The 19,102-nt window shown below is 75.9% G+C and carries 17 protein-coding genes; 14 read left to right on the top strand and 3 right to left on the bottom strand.

Annotated elements, in window-relative coordinates; genetic code table 11:
- Window positions 1-87 precede the first annotated feature (87 nt).
- The 3 genes from IH00_RS0129450 to IH00_RS0129440 form a co-directional block, all read right to left on the bottom strand.
- Window positions 88-762: a response regulator transcription factor gene (locus IH00_RS0129450; RefSeq protein ID WP_031078900.1), complete on the bottom strand. Its 675-nt coding sequence runs from the start codon at window positions 760-762 to the stop codon at window positions 88-90.
- Complete coding sequence (locus tag IH00_RS0129445; RefSeq protein WP_031078899.1) at window positions 759-1,910, bottom strand: histidine kinase; 1,152 nt, start codon at window positions 1,908-1,910, stop codon at window positions 759-761. Before IH00_RS0129445 ends, IH00_RS0129450 begins: the two co-directional genes overlap by 4 nt.
- Before the next feature lie 268 nt (window positions 1,911-2,178).
- Window positions 2,179-2,667 (bottom strand): flavin reductase family protein, encoded by a 489-nt coding sequence (locus IH00_RS0129440; RefSeq protein WP_031078898.1) that lies wholly within the window; start codon window positions 2,665-2,667, stop codon window positions 2,179-2,181.
- A gap of 137 nt (window positions 2,668-2,804) precedes the next feature.
- Between IH00_RS0129440 and IH00_RS43480 the strand changes: the two genes are divergently transcribed.
- The 14 genes from IH00_RS43480 to IH00_RS0129370 all read left to right on the top strand — a co-directional run bounded on the left by IH00_RS43480 (window position 2,805) and on the right by IH00_RS0129370 (window position 19,047).
- Window positions 2,805-2,999, top strand: a complete 195-nt coding sequence (locus tag IH00_RS43480; RefSeq protein WP_031078896.1) for a hypothetical protein — start codon at window positions 2,805-2,807, stop codon at window positions 2,997-2,999.
- A 104-nt stretch (window positions 3,000-3,103) separates the two neighbouring features.
- A complete protein-coding gene (locus tag IH00_RS0129430) occupies window positions 3,104-4,888 on the top strand; it encodes an N-acetylglutaminylglutamine amidotransferase (RefSeq protein WP_031078895.1) in 1,785 nt (594 codons plus the stop codon).
- A complete protein-coding gene (locus tag IH00_RS0129425) occupies window positions 4,861-6,891 on the top strand; it encodes a S9 family peptidase (protein WP_031078893.1) in 2,031 nt (676 codons plus the stop codon). Before IH00_RS0129430 ends, IH00_RS0129425 begins: the two co-directional genes overlap by 28 nt.
- Window positions 6,892-6,993: 102 nt before the next feature.
- The gene (locus IH00_RS0129420; protein WP_031078892.1) at window positions 6,994-7,995 is read left to right on the top strand and encodes a glycosyltransferase; all 1,002 of its coding nucleotides are present in this window, start codon (window positions 6,994-6,996) and stop codon (window positions 7,993-7,995) included.
- Complete coding sequence (locus IH00_RS0129415; protein ID WP_234334995.1) at window positions 7,992-8,636, top strand: D-glycero-alpha-D-manno-heptose-1,7-bisphosphate 7-phosphatase; 645 nt, start codon at window positions 7,992-7,994, stop codon at window positions 8,634-8,636. The genes IH00_RS0129420 and IH00_RS0129415 overlap by 4 nt, the downstream gene beginning before the upstream one ends.
- Window positions 8,633-9,643, top strand: coding sequence for a glycosyltransferase family 9 protein (locus IH00_RS0129410; protein ID WP_031078889.1), 1,011 nt, complete (start codon window positions 8,633-8,635; stop codon window positions 9,641-9,643). The genes IH00_RS0129415 and IH00_RS0129410 overlap by 4 nt, the downstream gene beginning before the upstream one ends.
- 295 nt (window positions 9,644-9,938) lie before the next feature.
- Entirely contained in the window at window positions 9,939-10,982 is a 1,044-nt protein-coding gene (locus IH00_RS0129405; protein ID WP_158827969.1) for a glycosyltransferase family 9 protein, read from the top strand.
- A complete protein-coding gene (locus IH00_RS0129400; protein ID WP_031078885.1) occupies window positions 10,979-11,845 on the top strand; it encodes a glycosyltransferase family 2 protein in 867 nt (288 codons plus the stop codon). Before IH00_RS0129405 ends, IH00_RS0129400 begins: the two co-directional genes overlap by 4 nt.
- On the top strand, window positions 11,842-12,738 hold the full coding sequence (locus IH00_RS0129395; RefSeq protein ID WP_031078883.1) for a glycosyltransferase family 2 protein: 897 nt from the start codon (window positions 11,842-11,844) through the stop codon (window positions 12,736-12,738). Before IH00_RS0129400 ends, IH00_RS0129395 begins: the two co-directional genes overlap by 4 nt.
- Before the next feature lie 22 nt (window positions 12,739-12,760).
- Window positions 12,761-13,855, top strand: a complete 1,095-nt coding sequence (locus tag IH00_RS0129390) for a carboxylate-amine ligase (protein WP_031078882.1) — start codon at window positions 12,761-12,763, stop codon at window positions 13,853-13,855.
- A gap of 161 nt (window positions 13,856-14,016) precedes the next feature.
- A complete protein-coding gene (locus tag IH00_RS0129385; protein WP_031078880.1) occupies window positions 14,017-14,976 on the top strand; it encodes a UDP-glucuronic acid decarboxylase family protein in 960 nt (319 codons plus the stop codon).
- Between the two features lie 150 nt (window positions 14,977-15,126).
- The gene (locus IH00_RS0129380) at window positions 15,127-16,803 is read left to right on the top strand and encodes a carbamoyltransferase family protein (protein WP_031078878.1); all 1,677 of its coding nucleotides are present in this window, start codon (window positions 15,127-15,129) and stop codon (window positions 16,801-16,803) included.
- A gap of 16 nt (window positions 16,804-16,819) precedes the next feature.
- The gene (locus IH00_RS0129375; RefSeq protein ID WP_031078877.1) at window positions 16,820-17,785 is read left to right on the top strand and encodes a glycosyltransferase; all 966 of its coding nucleotides are present in this window, start codon (window positions 16,820-16,822) and stop codon (window positions 17,783-17,785) included.
- Window positions 17,782-19,047 carry a glycosyltransferase gene (locus IH00_RS0129370; RefSeq protein WP_052411712.1) on the top strand — a complete coding sequence of 422 codons (1,266 nt, stop codon included), beginning with the start codon at window positions 17,782-17,784 and terminating at the stop codon, window positions 19,045-19,047. Before IH00_RS0129375 ends, IH00_RS0129370 begins: the two co-directional genes overlap by 4 nt.
- Window positions 19,048-19,102 lie beyond the last annotated feature (55 nt).

The raw sequence follows: 19,102 nt of genomic DNA, 5'->3' as shown, positions 1-19,102 counted from the left end.
GCCGCCGCCGTCGCCGCCGCCGCGAGCGCCGGGGATCCGGCGGGGCGCGCAGGCCGCGGTGGCCCTGCCCGGCGAGGGCCCGCGGGCTCAGGCGCCGTGGGTGCCCGGGGTGACGAGGCCCGATTCGTACGCCACGACGACCGCCTGGGCCCGGCTGTCCAGGCCGAGCTTGCCCATGGCGCGGTGCAGGTGGGTCTTGACGGTCGCCTCGCTGATGAACAGCTCTCCGGCGATCTCCGCGTTGCTCAGCCCGCGGGCGGTGAGCCGCAGCACCTCGGTCTCCCGGCCGGTCAGGGCCGCGAGGTCCGGGGGCGCCGCGGCGGGCGTGCCCGCGGCCTGCCGGGCGTACGCCTCCACCAGCCTCCGGGTGACGCTGGGCGCGAACAGCGCGTCGCCGCCGCCGACCGCCGCGACGGCCGCGAGCAGCCGCTCGGGGCCCGAGTCCTTCAGCAGGAAGCCGGAGGCGCCCGCCCGCAGTGCCCCGTACACGTACTCGTCGAGGTCGAAGGTGGTCAGGACGAGGATCCGGGGCGCGGGGTCCTGCGCCTCGGCGAGGATCCGCTCGGTGGCCTCGATGCCGCCCATGCCGGGCATCCGGATGTCCATCAGCACCACGTCGGGGCGGGCCCGCGCCACCAGGGCCACGGCCTCCTCGCCGTCGGCGGCCTCGCCGACGACCTCGATCCCGGGCGCCGCGCGCAACAGCCCCACCAGGCCCGCCCGGATGAGGAACTGGTCGTCGACGACGAGCACCCTGGTCATTCCGTCGTGGCGTCCTTCTGCCGGGCGGTGTGGGAGGAGGTCGGCAGGGTCAGCCCGACGGCGAATCCCCCCTCGCTCCGCGGGCCGACGGTGATCGTCCCGCCGTACAGCTTGGCCCGCTCCCGCATGCCGATCAACCCATGGCCGCCGCCGTTCCGCACTCTGTCCTGAATCACCCCCTTGCCGTCATCGGTGATCGCCACATCGACGTGGCGCTCCCGGTACCGCAGTTCCACCCGGGCGTTCGCTCCCGGCGCGTGCTTGAGGACGTTCGTCAGGGCCTCCTGCACGACCCGGTACACGCACAGGTCGACGCCGGGCGGGAGGGGGCGTGGCGTGCCCTCGACGCACAGGTCGACGGGGACTCCCCCGGCACGGACCCGCTCGGCCATCTCCCCCAGCCGGGCGATCCCGGGCATGGGGGCCACGGGGCCGCCGTCCCCGTCGGTGCGCAGCACCTTCAGCACGCGCCGCAGCTCCTCCAGCGCCTCCGTGCTGGTGTCGGCGATGGTGCCCAGCGCGGCGCGGGCCGTGCCGGGGTCGGAGTCGAAGACGAAGCGGGCGAGCCCCACCTGTACGGAGATCACCGACATGTGGTGGGCCACCACGTCGTGGAGCTCGCGCGCGATGCGGCCGCGTTCCTCGGCGACCTCGCGGCGGGCCCGCTCCTCCTGTTCCTCCCGCAGCCGGCGGGCGAGTTCGGCGGAGCGCCCGGCCACGTGGCCGAAGCGGAGCAGCACCGCGGAGAAGCCGAGGGCCTGGCCGACGACGGACGGCATGTGGGAGCCGTCGGTGATGGCACCGGCGTGGATCCACACGGCGCTCATCAGCGCCGCGCAGGTGACGGCGGTACGGAGGGGGCGCAGGGACGCGACGGTGTGCACGGCCAGCATGGGGGCGAAGGAGTTCACGACGGGCCAGTAACCGGCGGAGACGTACACGGTCCACAGCGCCAGGACGACGAGGCAGACGGCGACGGGCGCCCTGCTGCGGAACACGACCGGCAGGTTGACCAGCGCCACGAGCAGGTAGCCGGCCGGGTCGAGCGGGGGCCAGCCCTCGCGTGCGGCCTCCTGCGCGAGGAGCACGGCCACGGTGGTCGGCGCCACCGCGATCAGTACGTCGGCGACAGGAGGGCGGATCGGCATCGCGGCAGCGTAACGCGGGGCGTACGGCGCTGCGTCAGCCGCTCGCCCTACGACGGTGGTTGCAGGCGCCGCCCCGGCTACCGCGTGCGGTGGGCGGGTACTTCAACCCGGCGTGGGATGGCCTGCCGCGCCGGCGGCCGTAAGGTCGTGGCCGGCACCTCGGGGGACCCGTCGGGCCGGGGGGAGCACCGGCGGGGGCCATGACGGTGCCCCGTCCTCCGCAGCGGGGGCGGGGCACCGCCGGGTGGTGCCTGCGGCCCGGTGGCGGTCAGGCCGGGTGGCCCGGGTCCAGCCGGGCGACGTCGTGGAACATGACGATGCGGGGGTGCGGCTCCGGCGCGGGCGGGGACTCCTCGACCGGGTCGAGGAGGAAGAGCACATGGTCTCCCCCGTCGTCCCGGTGGTGCACCCGGCCGACGAACCAGGCCGCGGCGTCGCGGAGCACGGGCGCGCCGCCGGTGCGCGGTTCCCAGGCGACATGCTGGAACTTGTCGGTCTCGTCACCCGTCTCGCCCCCGAACAGCTCGGCCAGGGCGAGGGTGTCGCGGGAGACGAGGTGGACCGCGAGGTGGGTGGCGCGGGAGGCCACCCGGAACGTGCGGTTCGCGGTGGACAGCCACACGGCGAAGCGGGGCGGGCGGATGGAGCACGGTGAGGCGAAGCCCACCAGGCAGCCCGCGCGGTCGCCGTCCGCCGCGGCCGTCACGATGTACATCGGGTAGTCGATCAGGTCGTGCATCACGTCGAGACTCGCCACGGGACCACCCTAGGGGGTGTCCCGCCGGTCATGCCGTTCTCCGGCCCGACCGGCAGGGCACCGGGGGCCGACCGCCCGCACCGGGCCGGCCGCTGTGCGCAATAGCCCAGGCGGAGCGGGCGGCGGCTCTCGGCCCGGTGGTGCTGACGACGCTGGTGATCGGCTGGGGAGCCACCGGCTGGCTGGTGCTGGGCGGGCTGTTCCTCGCATCGGGCCTGGTCATGGGGCCGGCCGTGCGGTCCGCGGCCGCGCGGGCCGGGGGCGGGGCCGCAGGGCGCGGGCTTACTCCGCGATCAACGGGGAACCCGGGGGGCACCGTCGTGAAGGAGTAAGTCGTGACATATAGCACTTCCACATCCCCAACGGTCGAGGAGGGGGCCGAGGCGCCGGATACGGCCGGTATACCGGGCGCGGCGGCCCGGAAGGGGGGTGCCGCATGTGCGGTCTGAGCGGTGAGATCCGCTTCGACGACCGGCGGCCGGACCTCGCGGCCGTCGAACGCATGACCGATCGGCTGGCGCCCCGTGGGCCCGACGGCCACGGGGTCTGGTCCCAGGGGCCCGTCGCCCTCGGCCACCGCCGGTTGAAGATCATCGACCTGTCGGAGCTCGGCGCCCAGCCGATGACCGACAGCGAGGCCCGGCTGACCGGCGTGTTCAACGGGTGCATCTACAACTACCAGGAGCTGCGGGAGGAACTGCGCGGCCTCGGGCACCGGTTCTTCTCCACGTCGGACACCGAGGTGGTACTGAAGGCCTACCGCGAGTGGGGCGTCCGGTGCGTCGACCACTTCATCGGGATGTTCGTCCTCGTCATCGTCGAGAACGACACGGGCCGGGTGGTCCTCGCCCGCGACCGGCTGGGCATCAAGCCGCTGTACCTGGCGCACGGAACCGGCCACCTGCGCTTCGCCTCCACGCTGCCCGCCCTGCTGGCCGGCGGCGGCATCGACACCTCGCTCGACCCCGTCGCGCTGCACCAGTACCTGAGCTGGTCCGCGACGGTCGCGACGCCCCGCACGGTGCTCGCCGGGGTGCGCAAGCTGCCCCCGGCCACGGTGCGGGTGCTGGAGCCGGACGGCACGTACCGCGACCACTGCTACTGGCAGCCGTCGTACACCCGCCGGCCCGAGCACGCGGGCATGGACGCCGCCGACTGGCGCGACGCCGTGCTGGACGCCCTGCGGACCGCTGTGCGACGCCGGATGGTCGCCGACGTACCGGTGGGCGTGCTGCTCTCCGGCGGCCTGGACTCGTCGCTGATCGTGGCGCTGCTCGCCGAACAGGGACAGCGGGACCTGGCGACGTTCAGCGTCGGGTTCGAGACGGAGGGCGGCGAGGAGGGCGACGAGTTCGTGTACTCCGACCTCGTCGCGCGGCACTTCGCCACCGAGCACCACCAGCTGATGGTGCCGTCCGACCGGGTGTCGACGGCGCTGGACGCGGCGGTCGCGGCCATGAGCGAGCCGCAGATCAGCCATGACGCGGTCGCCTTCCACCTGCTGTCCGAGCAGGTGTCCAAGGAGGTCAGCGTCGTCCAGTGCGGTCAGGGCGCCGACGAGGTGTTCGCCGGGTACCGCTGGTACCCGGCCATGGCCGCCGTCCCGCGGGAGCAGGAGCCGGAGACGTACGCCGACGTGTACTTCGACCGGTCCCACGCCGACCTGGCGCGGATGCTGCACCCCGATGTGCTGCCGGCCCAGGACGTCTCGCGCCGCTTCGTGCACGAGCACATGGCCGTGCCCGGCGCCGAGACCGCACTGGACGCGGCGCTGCGGCTCGACACGCACGTGATGATGGTCGACGACCCGGTCAAGCGGCTCGACAACATGACGATGGACTGGGGCCTGGAGGCGCGGGTGCCGTTCCTCGACCACGAGCTGGTCGAGCTGGCGGCCGCCTGCCCGCCGGAGCTGAAGCTGGCCCAGGGCGGCAAGGGCGTCCTGAAGGACGCGGGGCGCAGACTCCTGCCGGTGGAGGTGGTGGACCGGACCAAGGGGTACTTCCCCGTCCCGGCCATCATGCACATGGCGGGCCCGGTGTTCGAGCGGGTCCGTCAGGCGCTGACGGCGCCGGAGGCCCGGGCGCGCGGCATCTTCCGGGAGGAGTACGTGGCCGGGCTGCTCTCCGACCCCGACGGCCACCGTACGAACCGGGGGGCGAACACCCTGTGGCAAGTGGCACTGCTGGAGCTATGGCTGCAGACGCACGGCATCAGCTGACCATCGACGCGGCCTCGGCCGCCGCCGGCCCCGTCCCCGTCGCGCTCGCCGGCGCGGCGGGGCCGCTGGACACGCCCCAGCCGCTGGTCTCCCACGGGTGCTGGTACCCGTCGGCGGACCCGACCGGGGAGCAGGTGGCGTTCATCTGCGACCGCGGCGGCGTGCCGCAGCTGTGGACGGGGCCCGCGGCCGGGGGCGCGGAGGTGCACCTGCTGGACGCGGATCCGGAGCCCGTGACGGAGGTGGCCTGGTCGCCGGACGGCCGCTGGATCGCCTACACCGTCAATCCGGGCGGCGGTGAGCACAGCAGGGTGCTGTGCGTGCGCCCGGACGGCAGTGGGCGCCGGGTGGTCGCGGGCGCCGAAGCGGGCAGCTCGGCGTACCTGGGCTGCTGGGCCCGGGACGGTTCCGCCGTGGCGGTGACCGTCGCCGAGCCGCCGTCCTCCTACCGCGACCCGGAGCCCGGACTGGCCGGCCTGCCCGACGGCTGGGCGGAGCGGGACGGGCACGCCACGCTGCTGGGCGGCGCGGCGCTCGGCGACGTGGGGCACCGGCGCGGCACCCGGGACCGGCTGTCCGCGTACCTGGTCGACCCCGACGCGCCGGGCTCGCCGGTGCTGCTGGCCACCGAGACGGGAGCGGCGACGCTGCGGGTGTGCGACCTCAGCGCCGACGGGCGGCTCGCGCTGCTGCGCCGGGGGCCGCGCGGCCGCCGCGAGGCGGTGGTGCTGCGCACGTACGACCTGCGGCCGGGCTGTGTGCTGCGGGTGGCCGACGCCGACCCGTGGATCGGGCGGTTCTCGGCGGACGGGCGCACGGTGTGGCTGCGCAGCGACCACGAGCGCGAATTCGCCGCGCTGCTCGCGGTCGGCCTGGACGCGGGCGGCGAGCAGAAGGACCTCTCGGTCGTCGCCGAGCGGCCGGACCGCGACCTGGAGCTGCTGGCCTTCCTGGCGGACGGCCGCACGGCGGCGCTGGCGTGGAACGTGCGCGGCGCGAGCGAACTCGAGGCGCTGGACCTGGAGGCGGGCGGGGAGCCGCGGCCCGTGGAGCTGCCGCACGAGGTGGTCACCCGGATCACCCGCGGCGGGCCCGCCGGGATGGTGCTCGCGCTCTCCGGCTCGCAGCGGCGGCCCGGTGTGTGGTGGTCCGCCGCGGGCGGCCCGCCGGTGCGCACGCCGTGGTCGTCCCGGGACGAGGACGCCGTCCCGCCGGGGCGGCCGCCCGTGCGCCCGGTGCCGGAGCGGGTGGTCGCGCGGGACGGGCTGCAGCTGGGCGGCTGGTACTACCGCGCACCCGGGCGGGGCGCCGCGGAGCCCGCGCCGTGCGTGCTGCACCTGCACGGCGGTCCCGAGGAGCAGGAGCGGCCGGCGTTCGAGCCGCTCTACCACGAGCTGCTGGGCCGCGGCCTGGACGTCTTCGCGCCGGACGTGCGCGGCTCCTCCGGCTACGGGCGCTCGTTCGTCGACGCGGACCTCGGTACGGGCCGGTTCGAGGCGATCGAGGACGTCGCGGCCTGCGCGGCGCACGCGGTGCTGTCGGGGCGCGCCGACCCGCGGCGGCTGGCCGTCATGGGCTGGTCGTACGGCGGCTATCTGACGCTGGCGTCGCTGGTGTGGCACCCGGAGCTGTTCCGCACGGGCGTCGCGGTGTGCGGCATGTCCGACTTCGCGACCTTCTTCGCCGGGACGGAGCCGTGGCTCGCGGAGTCGGCGGCGCACAAGTACGGCCACCCCGAGCGCGACCGGGAGCTGCTGCGGTCGCTGTCCCCCATGAACCGCATCGACGCCCTGCGCGTGCCGGTGCTGGCGGTGCACGGGGAGCACGACACCAACGTGCCGCCGGGCGAGTCGGAGCAGTTCGTGCGGGCCGCGCGGGAGCGGGGGCTGACCGCGGAGCTGATGGTGCTGCGCGAGGAGGGTCACCAGTTCCGCAGGGCGGACAGCCGGCGGTTGTTCCGGCGCACGGCCGCGGACTGGATGGAGCGGTACCTGAGCGGCTGAGGCGAGCCCTGCGGACCCGCGCAGGTGTGCTTAAAGTGAGGAAAGGTGGACATTCCGCGCACCGTTGCGGAGCCCATCTCCCGGAACTGGAGGCGCTGACGCATGATCCCCCCGCTCGCCTCGTACGCCGTGGTCGTCCCCACCGTCGGGCGGCCCTGCCTCGCCATCTGCCTCGCCGCGCTGGCCGCCAGCGAGGGGCCCGAACCGAGCCGGATCGTGCTCGTCGACGACCGGCCCGGCCCGCCGGGTCCGGAGCTGCCGGTCGGCACGCTGGGACCGCTCGCCGACCGTACCGTCGTGCTGCGCAGCGGCGGGCGCGGTCCCGCCGCCGCGCGCAACACCGGGGTGCGGGTGGTGGACGAGCCCTGGACGGTCATGCTCGACGACGACGTCCGGGTGAGCGCGTACTGGCGCGAGCAACTCGCCCGCGACCTCGCGGAGGCGTCCCCCGACACGGGTGGCGTGCAGGGCGTCCTGGAGGTGCCGCTGCCCGCCGACCGCCGCCCCACCGACTGGGAGCGCAACACCGCGGGCCTGCGCGACGCGCAGTGGGCGACCGCCGACATGGCGTACCGCACCGAGGTGCTCAAGGCCGTCGGCGGCTTCGACGAGCGGTTCCCGCGCGCCTTCCGCGAGGACGCGGACCTGGCGCTGCGGATCATCGACGCGGGCTGGCTGATCCGCCGCGGCGAGCGGCGCACGGAGCACCCCGTGCGACCCGCCGACCGGTGGGTGTCGGTGCGGGTCCAGAAGGGCAACGCCGACGACGCGCTCATGGCCCGGCTGCACGGGCGGGACTGGTGGGAGCGGGCGTCGGCGCCCCGCGGGCGGATCCGCCGGCACGCGGCGATCACCGCGGCGGGGCTCGGCGCGCTGGTCCTCGCGGCGGCCGGGCGCCGCGGGGCGGCGGCGCTGGCCGGAGCGGGCTGGGTGCTGGGGACGGCGGAGTTCGCGCGGGCCCGCATCGCGCCGGGGCCGCGCACGCTGGACGAGATCCTGACGATGACCGTGACCAGCGCGATCGTCCCCGCGGTCGCGACCTGGCACCGGCTGGGCGGCGAGCTGCGCCACCGGGGGGCCGGGAGCTGGGACGGCACGCTGTGAACCGCCCGGTGTCCCCGCCGGCGGCCGTGCTCTTCGACCGGGACGACACGCTCGTGGTGGACGTCCCGTACAACGGCGATCCGGAGCGGGTGCGGCCGATGCCGGGAGCGCGGGAGGCACTGCGGCTGCTGCGGGCGCACGGGATTCCGGCCGGGGTGGTGTCCAACCAGTCGGGCATCGGCCGCGGGCTGCTGACCGAGGCCGCCGTACGGGACGTGAACGCGCGGATCGACGCGCTGCTCGGCCCGCTGGACACCTGGGTGCACTGCCCGCACGTGCCGGAGGACCGCTGCGGGTGCCGCAAGCCGGCGCCCGGCCTGGTGCTCGAAGCGGCCCGGCGGCTGGGTGTGGCGCCCGACGCGTGCGTGGTGATCGGCGACATCGGCGCGGACATGGAGGCGGCGCGGGCGGCGGGTGCCGCGGGGGTGCTGGTGCCGACGGCGCGGACGCTGCCCGGGGAGGTGGCGGCCGCGCCCTGCGTGTGCCCGGACCTGCTCGGCGCGGTGCGCCTCGTGCTGGACCGCCGACCGGGCGGTGCGCCGCCCGGTGGAGACCGCGTGGACGACAGGGAGGGCCCGGGCGGCAGCCCCGCCGGCACCGGCGGCACGACCGGCCCGGGCGGTGCGAGGAGGCGGTCATGAGAGCGCTGGTCGTCCGGCTGGACAGCTTCGGTGACGTGGTGCTGGCCGGGCCGGCGGTGCGGGCGGTCGCGCACCGGGCCGACCGGGTGGCGATGCTGTGCGGTCCGCGGGGCGCACCCGCCGCGCGGATGCTCCCGGGCGTGGACGAGGTGCTGATGTGGGACGCGCCGTGGGTGGGCTTCGACCCGCCACCGGCGGTCCGCCCGGACATCGACCGCGTGGTGAACCGGATCGCCGCGGCCGGCGTCGACACCGCGCTGATCCTGACGTCGTTCCACCAGAGCCCGCTGCCGGCCGCGCTGCTGCTGCGCATGGCGGGGGTGCGGCGTCTCGCGGCCGACAGCGTCGACTTCCCCGGTTCCCTGCTGGACGTACGGCACCGGCGGGCCCCGCACGCCCATGAGGCCGAGGCGGCGCTGGACCTGGCGGAGGCGGCGGGCTTCCCGCGGCCGCCGGGCGACGACGGGCGGCTGCGGGTGCGGTACGCGGCGGGCGGCGCGCCGGAGCTGACCGGGCCGGGGCCGTACGTGGTGGTGCACCCGGGCGCGAGCGTCGCCGCCCGCCGGTGGAGTCCCGCCCGGTGCGCCCACGCGGTACGGCTGCTGGCGGCCGCCGGGCACCGCGTGATCGTCACCGGCGGCCCCGGGGAGCGGGAGCTGACCGGGACGGTCGCGGGCCGGCACGCCGTGGACCTCGGCGGCCGGACGCAGCCGTCGCAGCTCGCGGCGGTGCTGGCGGCGGCGGGCGCGGTGGTCACCGGCAACACCGGGCCGGCGCACCTGGCGGCGGCCGTCGGTACGCCGGTCGTCTCGCTCTTCTCGCCGGTGGTGCCCGCGGAGCGCTGGGGCCCGTACGGCGTGCCGCACGTGCTGCTGGGCGACCAGCGGGCGCCGTGCGCGGACAGCAGGGCGCGGGAGTGCCCCGTGCCCGGGCACCCGTGCCTGAACGAGGTGACGGCCGAGGACGTGGTGGCCGCCGTGGAGAAGTTGCTGGAGGCGGACGCATGAGTCCGGGAGCCGCGAGCCGGGGCCACCGCCCCGGGATGTGCGCGCGAAGGAGCGCCGCTTGCTCACGGGTCGGGGCCGGCGGAGTCCGGTGCGTGCCGTCACCGGGGAGTGTCCGCGAAGGAGTGTCGTCCGCCCGCGGGGCGGAGCCGGCGGCGTCCGGTGCGCGCGGCCGCACGGCGGAGCGGCGGCGGGCGACGGCAACGCGGCGGGCGCGTCTGCCGGGCGTCGCCGGGCGGACCGGACGTTGCGGACACGACCCGGGCCGGGGACGGGGCCTTCGCCGCACAGAGAGGCCATGGGCGACCGGCGGCACCACGGCGAGCGTGCGTGCCGCGCGTCGCCCGGCGGCAGCCAGGACGGTGCGGACCCGGCCCGGGGCCGCCGCGTGAAGCCCCGGGTGCTCGTGCTCCGGGCGCTCGGACTCGGCGATCTGCTGGCGGGCGTGCCCGCTCTGCGGGCGCTGCGCCGCGCGTTCCCGGGGCACGAGACGGTGCTCGCCGCGCCCGCGGAACTGGCCGCCCCCGCCGCCGCGTCGGGGGCGGTCGACCGGCTGCTGCCCGCGTCGGCGCCCGGCAGGGCCGTACCGGTCCGCCTCGCCTGGACCGGGCCACCGCCGGAGGTGGCCGTCGACCTGCACGGCAAGGGGCCGTCCAGCCACCGGCTGCTGCAGCGGACGCGCCCCGGGCGGCTGCTGGCGTTCGCCCACCCCGGGACGCCCGAGATCGCCGGACCCGAGTGGACGGCGGACGAGCACGAGCGCGCCCGCTGGTGCCGCCTGCTGGAGTGGTACGGCATCCCGGCCGACCCGGGCGACCTGCGGCTGCCGCCGCCCGCGGCCCCCTCCCCCGCGCCGGGCGCGGTCGTCGTCCACCCCGGTGCGAACTCCCCCGCCCGCCGCTGGCCCGCCGACCGGTACGCGGCGGTCGTGCGCGAGCTGCTGGGCCGCGGCCACCGGGTGGCCCTGACCGGCGGCCCCGGCGAGGACGCCCTGCTGGGCCGGATCGCCGGCGCGGCCCGGCACCCGCGGCTCGGCGTCCACGCCGGCGGGCTGCCGTACGAGCCGCTCGCCGCGCTCGTCGCGGGCGCCGCGGCCGTGGTCAGCGGTGACACCGGCATCGCCCATCTGGCCGTGGCGTACGGGACCCCTTCCGTGACCCTCTTCGGCCCGGTGCCTCCCCGGTGGTGGGGGCCGCCCGAGGGCACGCGGCACGTGGCCCTGTGGTCTCCCGGCCCGCCCGGGGATCCGCACGGGCAGGAGCCCGACCCGCGGTTGCTGCGCATCCGGCCGGCCGACGTCCTCAAGGCCCTGTCCGACCACCCGGAGGTGTCCCGCCCGTGAGCCGCATCAGCGTCGTCGTGATCACCCGTGACCGGCGTGACCAGTTGCTGCGCACCCTGGACCGGCTGGCGGAGCTGCCCGAGCGGCCCCCGGTGATCGTGGTCGACAACGCCTCCTCGGACGGCACCGCCGACGCGGTCCGCGGCCGCCACCCGCGGGTCACCCTGCTCACCCCGGGTCGCAACCTCGGCGCCGTGGGCCGCACCCTGGGGGTACGCCGCGCCCGCACCCCGTACGTGGCGTTCAGCGACGACGACTCCTGGTGGGAGCCGGGGTCGCTGGAGCGCGCCGCGGAGCTGCTGGACCGGCACGAGCGGCTCGGGCTGATCGCCGCCCGGATCAGCGTGGGCGCCGACGGCGCGCCGGACCCGCTGAACGGCCTGCTGGCACGTTCCCCGCTCGGCCGGACGCCCGATCTGCCCGGGCCCCAGGTGCTCGGCTTCCTGGCCTGCGCGGCGGTCGCGCGGCGCGCCGCGTACCTGGAGGCGGGCGGCTACCACCCGGTGCTGTTCTTCGGCGGTGAGGAGACCTGCCTGGCGTACGACCTGGCGGCGCGGGGCTGGGGCGTGTGCCACGTCCCGGACGTGGTGGCGGTGCACCGTCCGACGGGCGGGGTACGGGCCGGGCGGCCGGCGCGGCAGCGGCGCAACGCCGTGCTGACCGCGTGGCTGCGGCGCCCGCTGTCCGTCGCGCTGCGGCACACGGGCACCCTGGCCGCCGAGGCGCGGCAGGACCCGGAGGCGCGGGCTGCGCTGCGCGAGCTGCTCGCACGGCTGCCGGCCGCGCTGCGGGCGCGCAGGCCGCTGCCCGCGTCCGTGGAGGCCGCGGCCCGCCGCCTCGAACTCGAAGGAGCAGTGGCGTGACCGATCCCCGCACCACCGTCGTCGTCATCACCCACAACCGGCGTGAGGAGCTCCTGCGCACCCTCGACGAGCTGGCCCGGCTGCCGGAGCGTCCGCCCGTGATCGTCACCGACAACGCCTCCACGGACGGCACCGCCGACGCGGTCCGCGGCCGCCACCCGCGGGTCACCCTGCTCACCCCCGGCCGCAACCTCGGCGCCGTGGGCCGCAACCTCGCGGTGCGCCGCGCCCGCACCCCGTACATCGCCTTCTGCGACGACGACTCCTGGTGGGAGCCGGGGTCGCTGGAGCGCGCCGCGGACCTGCTGGACCGGCACGAGCGGCTGGCGGCGGTCACGGCCCGGATCCTGGTGGAGCCGGGCGGCCTGGAGGACCCGATCGTGGCCGAGCTGCGCGACTCCCCCATCCAGGGGCCCGACTGGCTCCCCGGCCCGGCGCTGGGCTCGTTCCTGGCCGCGGCGACGGTGATCCGCAGGGACGCGTTCCTGGACGCGGGCGGCTTCAGCCCACGGCTGTGGCTGGGCGGCGAGGAGGAACTGCTCGCCACCGACCTGGCCACGCGGGGCTGGTGGCTGGCCTACGTGGCGGAGCTGACCGCGCACCACGCGCCGTCGCCGACGCGTGACGCGACGCTGCGGCGGGTGCACGGGCTGCGCAACACGCTGTGGTTCTGCTGGCTGCGCCGCCCCTTCGGGCCCGCGCTGCGCCGAACGCTGGACCTGGCCCGCACCGTGCCGCACGACACGGCGTCGCTGCGGGCCTTCGGCCAGGCCGTCGCGGGGCTGCCGTGGGTGCTGCGGGAGCGGCGGGTGGTGCCGCCGGACGTGGAGGAACGGCTGGGAGCACTGACGCAGGCGCAGCGCGAGTCGACGGCGCGGCGTTATGTCGGCTGAGGGCACGGGTACCCGGCCCGGCATGATCACCATCGGGGTCGAGGAAGAGTATCTGCTGGTCGACCCGGACACCTGTCTGCCCGTCCCGCTCGGGGAACGGGTACGGGCGGCCGCCGGGCTCGAACCGATCCTGGACGACCAGGAGGTCCAGTCGGAGCTGCTGCAGGCCCAGGTGGAGGTCGCCACCCCGGTGTGCACGGACCTGGAGGAGGTCGGCGGGCACCTGCTGCGGCTGCGCCACGCGGTGGGCACCGCGGCGGAGAAGAACGGCTGCCGGATCGCCGCGTGCGGCACCGCGCCGTTCCGCGAGGCGGTGCCCGTACCGGTGACCGAGAAGGCCCGCTACCTCGCCATGCGCTCCCAGGCGCCGCAGCTCGTCGCCGAGCAGCTGGTCAACGGCATGCACGTGCACGCGGCGGTGCCCGACCGGGCGATGGGCGTCGCCGTGATGAACCGGGTCCGGGTGTGGCTGCCGGTGCTGGTGGCCATGTCGGCCAACTCTCCCCTGTGGGACGGCCACGACACGGGGTTCGCGAGCTGGCGCACGGTGATCTTCGGCCGGTGGGCGGTGAGCGGGCCGCCGCCGCAGTTCGCGGATCCGGGGGACCACGAGGCGCGGATCCGCAGGCTGCTGGACTCCGGGGTCATCACCGACACCGGTCAGCTGTACTGGCAGGCCCGGCTCTCCGACCGCTACCCGACGATCGAGGTGCGCTGCGCGGACGTGCAGCTGCGTGCCGACTCGGCGGTGATGTTCGCCGGGATCGTCCGCGCCATGATCGCCACGGCCATCCGGGAGGAGAAGGAGGGCGCGCCCGTCCCGCAGTGCCCGCCCGAGCTGCTCCAGGCGGCCAACTGGCACGCGGCACGGCACGGGCTGAGCGGCCTGCTGGTGGATCCCGAAGGGGTGTCCCGCAGGGCGGGCGACGTGCTGTGCCGGCTGCTCGACGCCCTGACACCCGCCCTGGACGAGACCGGCGACAGCCGTGAGGTGACCTCGCTCGTCCACCGGCTGCTCCAGGAGGGCACCCCGGCCGACCGGCAGCGCCGCGTCCTCGCCGAGGGCGGTCTGCCGGCCCTGACGGACCTCCTCGTCACGGAGACCGTCGCTCCCTGAAACCCGCTGGTCACAGGCTTACGGAGCCTGATCTCACCCTCCGTGAACCACTCGTACGGCCCATACCACCGCGCCCCGCGACCCCATTCGGCCGAGTCTGGTCGCAAGGCGCGGGGAGCCGGTCCGTCGTCGACGGTTCGCACACCTACGGAGGAGATGCGATGAACACCGCTTTCTCACGCAGCTGGGAACACGCCGTCGTCACCGGCGGCGCAGGCTTCGTCGGGTCGCACCTGTGCACCGCGCTGCTGGACTCGGGCGCGGCCGTCACGTGCGTCGACGACTTCAGCACCGGCCGGCCGGAGAACATAGCCGGCCTGCACGGCCGCCCCGGCTTCACCGTGATGGAGGCGAACGTCTCCGAGCCGTTCACCGTCGAGCGCGACCCCGACCTGGTGCTGCACTTCGCCTCCCCCGCGTCGCCCGCCGACTACCTGCGGCTCCCGCTGCACACGCTGGAGGCCGGCAGCCTCGGCACCCGGCACGCGCTGGCCCTCGCGCACCGCTCCGGCGCCCGCTTCCTCTTCGCGTCCACCTCCGAGGTGTACGGCGACCCGCAGCAGCACCCGCAGAACGAGCGGTACTGGGGCAACGTGAACCCGGTCGGGCCGCGCAGCGTCTACGACGAGGCCAAGCGGTTCTCGGAGGCGCTCACCACCGCCCAGGCCGAGGCGCACGGCACGGACACCGGCATCGTGCGGCTGTTCAACACCTACGGCCCGCGGATGCGCGGCCACGACGGCCGGGCCGTCCCCACCTTCGTGCGCCAGGCCCTGGCCGGCGAGCCGCTCACCGTCACCGGCGACGGCAACCAGACCCGGTCGCTGTGCTACGTCGACGACACCGTCCGCGGCATCCTCGCCGCCGCGGCGCACGGGCTGCGCGGCCCGGTGAACATCGGCAACCCGACCGAGATCACCATGCTCGAGCTGGCCCGGCTGGTCATCGAGCTGACCGGTTCGGCGTCCGAGATCCGCTTCATCGAGCGCCCGACGGACGACCCGGCCGTGCGCTGCCCGGACATCACGCTCGCCCGCGACAAGCTGCAGTGGGAGCCGCGCGTGGGCGCCGCGGAAGGGCTGCGGCGCACCATCGACTGGTTCCGCGCCCACAGCTCCTAGCGCCCCCCACGGCTTGCGGCCGCCCGACCGCCGGCCCCTCGTCGCCCGGTCCGCCTCACGTCCTCCGCGACGGCCACCGAATCCCCTCACCCGCCGTGCGCCCGCACTCCACGGGCCCGGACTCCCGACTCGCCGAAAGGCATGGGAACCATGCGCATTCTCGGAATCAACGCCCTCTTCCACGATCCCGCCGCCGCGCTGGTCATCGACGGACGGACCGTAGCCGCAGCGGAGGAGGAGCGGTTCTCCCGGCGCAAGCACGGGAAGCGCCCGCTGCCGTTCTCCGCCTGGGAGCTGCCCGAGAAGGCCGCGGCATGGTGCCTGGAGCGAGCGGGCCTGCGTCCCAAGGACCTCGACGCGGTGGCGTACTCCTTCGACCCCGAACTCTCCCTGCCGGCCGACCGGATGGGCCTGCACGACCCGTGGGACCACCTGCGGGTCACCTACGCCCGCGAAGCCCCCGGCTTCCTGAGGACGGCCCTGCCGGGCCTCGACCCGGACATCGTGCGGTTCGTGCCGCACCACATGGCGCACGCCGCCTCCGGCGCGTTCGCCGCCGAGGGCGCCGACACCTCGTCCGTGCTGGTCCTCGACGGCCGCGGCGAGCGGGCCTCGCACCTGGCGGCGCGGCGCGTGCACGACCGCCTGGAGCCGCTGTACGCGCAGGAGCTGCCGCACTCGCTGGGCCTGGTCTACGAGGAACTGACCGAACACCTCGGGTTCCTGCGCTCCTCCGACGAGTTCAAGGTGATGGCGCTCGCCTCGCACGGCCGGCCCCGGATGCTGCCCGAGCTGCGCCGGTACGTCTTCCCCACCGGCGACGGCGGCTTCCACGCGACCGGGGTGCCGTGGGCGGAGCTGTGCCCGCGGCGCCGGCCCGACGAGGCGTGGACCCAGGACCACGCGGACATCGCCGCCAGCGCGCAGGCCGTGCTGGAGGAGGTGCTGCTGGACCTGGTCCGCTGGCTGCAAGGCCAGACCCACGACCGGCTGCTCACGCTCGCCGGGGGTGTCGCGCTCAACTGCGTGGCGAACTCGCGCATAGCCCGCGAGGGACCGTTCGACCGGGTGTGGGTGCAGCCCGCGGCCGGTGACGCGGGCACCGCGCTGGGCGGCGCGCTGCTGCTGGCCGCGTCCGGCGGTGACGACCCCTCCCCGATGCCGGGCGCGGACCTGGGCCGGGACTGGTCGGACGCCGAGCTCGGCGCCTGGCTGAAGACGGCCGCGGTGCCGTTCGACCGGCCGGCCGACATCGCGCGGACCGTCGCGCAGTCGCTCGCCGACAACCAGATCGTCGCGTGGTTCCAGGGGCGTTCGGAGTACGGGCCCCGGGCGCTCGGTCACCGCTCGCTGCTGGCGCACCCGGGCCACGCCGGGAACCTGGAGCGGCTCAACGACGTCAAGGGCCGCGAGCAGTTCCGGCCGGTGGCCCCGATGGTGCTCGCCGAGCGGGCCGCGGACATCTTCACCGGTGTGCTGCCCAGCCCGTACATGCTCTTCGTGCACGACGTGGCGCCCGAGTGGCGCGACCGCATCCCGGCGGTGGTGCACGTCGACGGCACGGCCCGGATCCAGACGGTCGACCGGCAGGCCGAGCCGCTGGTGGCGCGGATGCTGAGCGATTTCGAGCGGCTGACCGGGCTGCCCGTGGTCGTCAACACCAGCCTCAACACCGCCGGGCGCCCGATGGTGGACGATCCGCGCGACGCCCTGGAGTGCTTCGGGTCCTCCCCCGTCGACCTGCTCGCCATCGGGCCGTACGCGGTCCGGCGCGGGGCGTTCTTCTCCCACGACGCCGACGACGCCGCACGGCGACCGGCGCGGTGAGCCGAGGAGCCGGCCGATGAACATCCTGCTGTGGCACGTGCACGGTTCCTGGACGACGGCGTTCGTCCAGGGACCCCACACCTACCTCGTCCCCGTGACACCGGACCGCGACGCCGACGGCCTGGGCCGGGCCCGTACCTTCGTCTGGCCCGACTCGGTGCGGGAGGTCACCCCCGAGGAACTGCGTGACGCCCCGGTCGACCTGGTGGTCCTCCAGCGGCCGCACGAACTCGGCCTGGCGGAAGGCTGGCTGGGCGGGCGGCGCCCGGGACGCGACGTACCGGCGGTGTACCTGGAGCACAACGCGCCCGACGGGAACGTCCCCGAGACCCGCCACCCCTGCGCCGACCGGGACGACCTGACCCTGGTCCACGTCACCCACTTCAACCGGTTGTTCTGGGACAACGGCTCGACGCGCACCGAGGTGATCGAGCACGGCATCGTCGACCCCGGCCACCAGTACACCGGCCGGGTGCCCCGGGCGGCCGTGGTGGTCAACGAGCCGGTGCGGCGAGGCCGTTACACCGGTACGGACCTGCTCACCGAGCTGTCCGCGGCCGCGCCGCTGGACGTCTTCGGGATGCGCACGGAGGGCCTCGCCGCCCATCTGGGTCTGTCCGAGGAGCGGTGCCGCACCGCCGACCTGCCGCAGCGCGACCTGCACGCGGCGATGGCGGAGCGCCGGGTGTACCTGCACCCGGTGCGCTGGACGTCGCTGGGGCTGTCGCTGCTGGAGGCCATGCACCTGGGCATGCCGGTGGTGGCGCTGGCCACCACGGAGGCGGTCGAGGCGGTGCCACCCGGCGCCGGGACGCTGTCCACCCGGCCCGAGGTGCTCGCCCGGGCCGCCCGCCACTACCTGCACGAGCCGGAGGCCGCTGCGCGGGACGGCGCGCGGGCCCGGCAGGCGGCTCTCGAACGGTACGGGCTCAAACGCTTCCTGGACGACTGGGAGCGCGTGATGACGGAGGTGCGCTCATGACATCGACATCGACGACCTCGCTCGACGACGGCACCGGTGCCACCGACCTCGCGATCGCGCTCGTCTCCGAGCACGCCAGTCCGCTGGCCGCGCTCGGCGGTGTGGACGCGGGCGGCCAGAACGTCCATGTCGCGCACCTGGCGGCGGCCCTCGCGGACCGCGGCCACCGGGTCACCGTCTTCACCCGGCGGGACACGCCGGACCTGCCGGACCGGGTGCCGCTGCGCCCCGGGGTGGAGGTGCACCACGTCCCCGCCGGCCCCCCGGAGCCCGTGCCCAAGGACGAACTGCCGCCGTACATGCCCGCGTTCGGCCGCTACATGGCCCGTGAGTGGCGCATCCGGCCGCCCGACGTGGTGCACTCGCACTTCTGGATGTCGGGCGTGGCCTCCCTGCAGGCGGCGCGGGGGCTGCGGCTGCCACTGCTGCACACGTACCACGCGCTCGGCACGGTGAAGCGGCGCCACCAGCAACAGGCCGACACCAGCCCGCCGGAGCGCATCGCCTGCGAGCGGGAGGTCGGCATGGGCTGCGACCGGGTGATCGCCACCTGCCACGACGAGGTCCTCGAACTGGCCCGGATGCGCATTCCCCCCGACAAGGTCGGAGTCGTGCCCTGCGGCGTCGACACCGATCTGTTCCGCCCCGAGGGGCCGGTCGCCGAGCGGGGCCCGGCGGTGCGCCACCGGCTGCTCCAGCTGGGCCGGCTGGTGCCCCGCAAGGGTGCCGCCGTGTCGGTCGAGGCCCTGTCCCGGCTGCCCGGCACCGAGCTCCTCATCGTCGGCGGCCCGCCGCCGCACCTGCTCGACGCGGACCCGGAGGTCCGCCGGCTGCGCGAGCTCGCCCGGGCGGCCGGGGTCGCCGACCGCGTCCGGTTCACCGGCGGGGTGGCCGGCGAGGACGTGCCGCCGCTGCTGCGCAGTGCGGACGTGGTGCTGTGCCCGGCGGACTACGAGCCGTTCGGCATCGTGCCGCTGGAGGCGATGGCGTGCGGCAGACCGGTCGTCGCCAGTGCGGTCGGCGGCCAGCTCGACACCGTCGACGACCCGGTCACCGGGCGGCTGGTGCCGCCGGGCGACCCCGAGGCGCTGGCCGCCGCCGTCGGTGAGCTGCTCGCCGACCCGCAGCGGCGGGCGGCGTGCGGCGAGGCCGGCCGCCGGCGGGTGCTGAGCCGGTACGGCTGGACCAGGGTCGCGGCCGCCACCGAGGCGGTGTACGGCGCGGTGCTCACCGCACGGACCGCCGTCACGGAGGTGGCCTGAGACTCCTCCGCCTTCCGCCCCCGGCCCCACTGAACCTTCGAAGGAGGTGCGGGAC

Origin of the sequence: Streptomyces sp. NRRL S-118, from assembly GCF_000716335.1 — a bacterium.
Taxonomy (GTDB): Bacteria; Actinomycetota; Actinomycetes; order Streptomycetales; family Streptomycetaceae; genus Streptomyces.
This window is presented reverse-complemented; position numbering and strand designations above follow the sequence as displayed.

What these genes read in the sequence shown, in the direction of transcription:
- IH00_RS0129425 (WP_031078893.1), top strand. Translation starts at nt 4,861, where the DNA reads ATGGCTGCAGACGCACGGCATCAGCTGACCATCGACGCGGCCTCGGCC.
- IH00_RS0129405 (WP_158827969.1), top strand. Translation starts at nt 9,939, where the DNA reads ATGGGCGACCGGCGGCACCACGGCGAGCGTGCGTGCCGCGCGTCGCCC.
- IH00_RS0129445 (WP_031078899.1), bottom strand. Translation starts at nt 1,910, where the DNA reads ATGCCGATCCGCCCTCCTGTCGCCGACGTACTGATCGCGGTGGCGCCG.
- IH00_RS0129420 (WP_031078892.1), top strand. Translation starts at nt 6,994, where the DNA reads ATGATCCCCCCGCTCGCCTCGTACGCCGTGGTCGTCCCCACCGTCGGG.
- IH00_RS0129385 (WP_031078880.1), top strand. Translation starts at nt 14,017, where the DNA reads ATGAACACCGCTTTCTCACGCAGCTGGGAACACGCCGTCGTCACCGGC.
- IH00_RS0129380 (WP_031078878.1), top strand. Translation starts at nt 15,127, where the DNA reads ATGCGCATTCTCGGAATCAACGCCCTCTTCCACGATCCCGCCGCCGCG.
- IH00_RS0129375 (WP_031078877.1), top strand. Translation starts at nt 16,820, where the DNA reads ATGAACATCCTGCTGTGGCACGTGCACGGTTCCTGGACGACGGCGTTC.
- IH00_RS0129450 (WP_031078900.1), bottom strand. Translation starts at nt 762, where the DNA reads ATGACCAGGGTGCTCGTCGTCGACGACCAGTTCCTCATCCGGGCGGGC.
- IH00_RS0129390 (WP_031078882.1), top strand. Translation starts at nt 12,761, where the DNA reads ATGATCACCATCGGGGTCGAGGAAGAGTATCTGCTGGTCGACCCGGAC.
- IH00_RS0129370 (WP_052411712.1), top strand. Translation starts at nt 17,782, where the DNA reads ATGACATCGACATCGACGACCTCGCTCGACGACGGCACCGGTGCCACC.
- IH00_RS0129410 (WP_031078889.1), top strand. Translation starts at nt 8,633, where the DNA reads ATGAGAGCGCTGGTCGTCCGGCTGGACAGCTTCGGTGACGTGGTGCTG.
- IH00_RS0129430 (WP_031078895.1), top strand. Translation starts at nt 3,104, where the DNA reads ATGTGCGGTCTGAGCGGTGAGATCCGCTTCGACGACCGGCGGCCGGAC.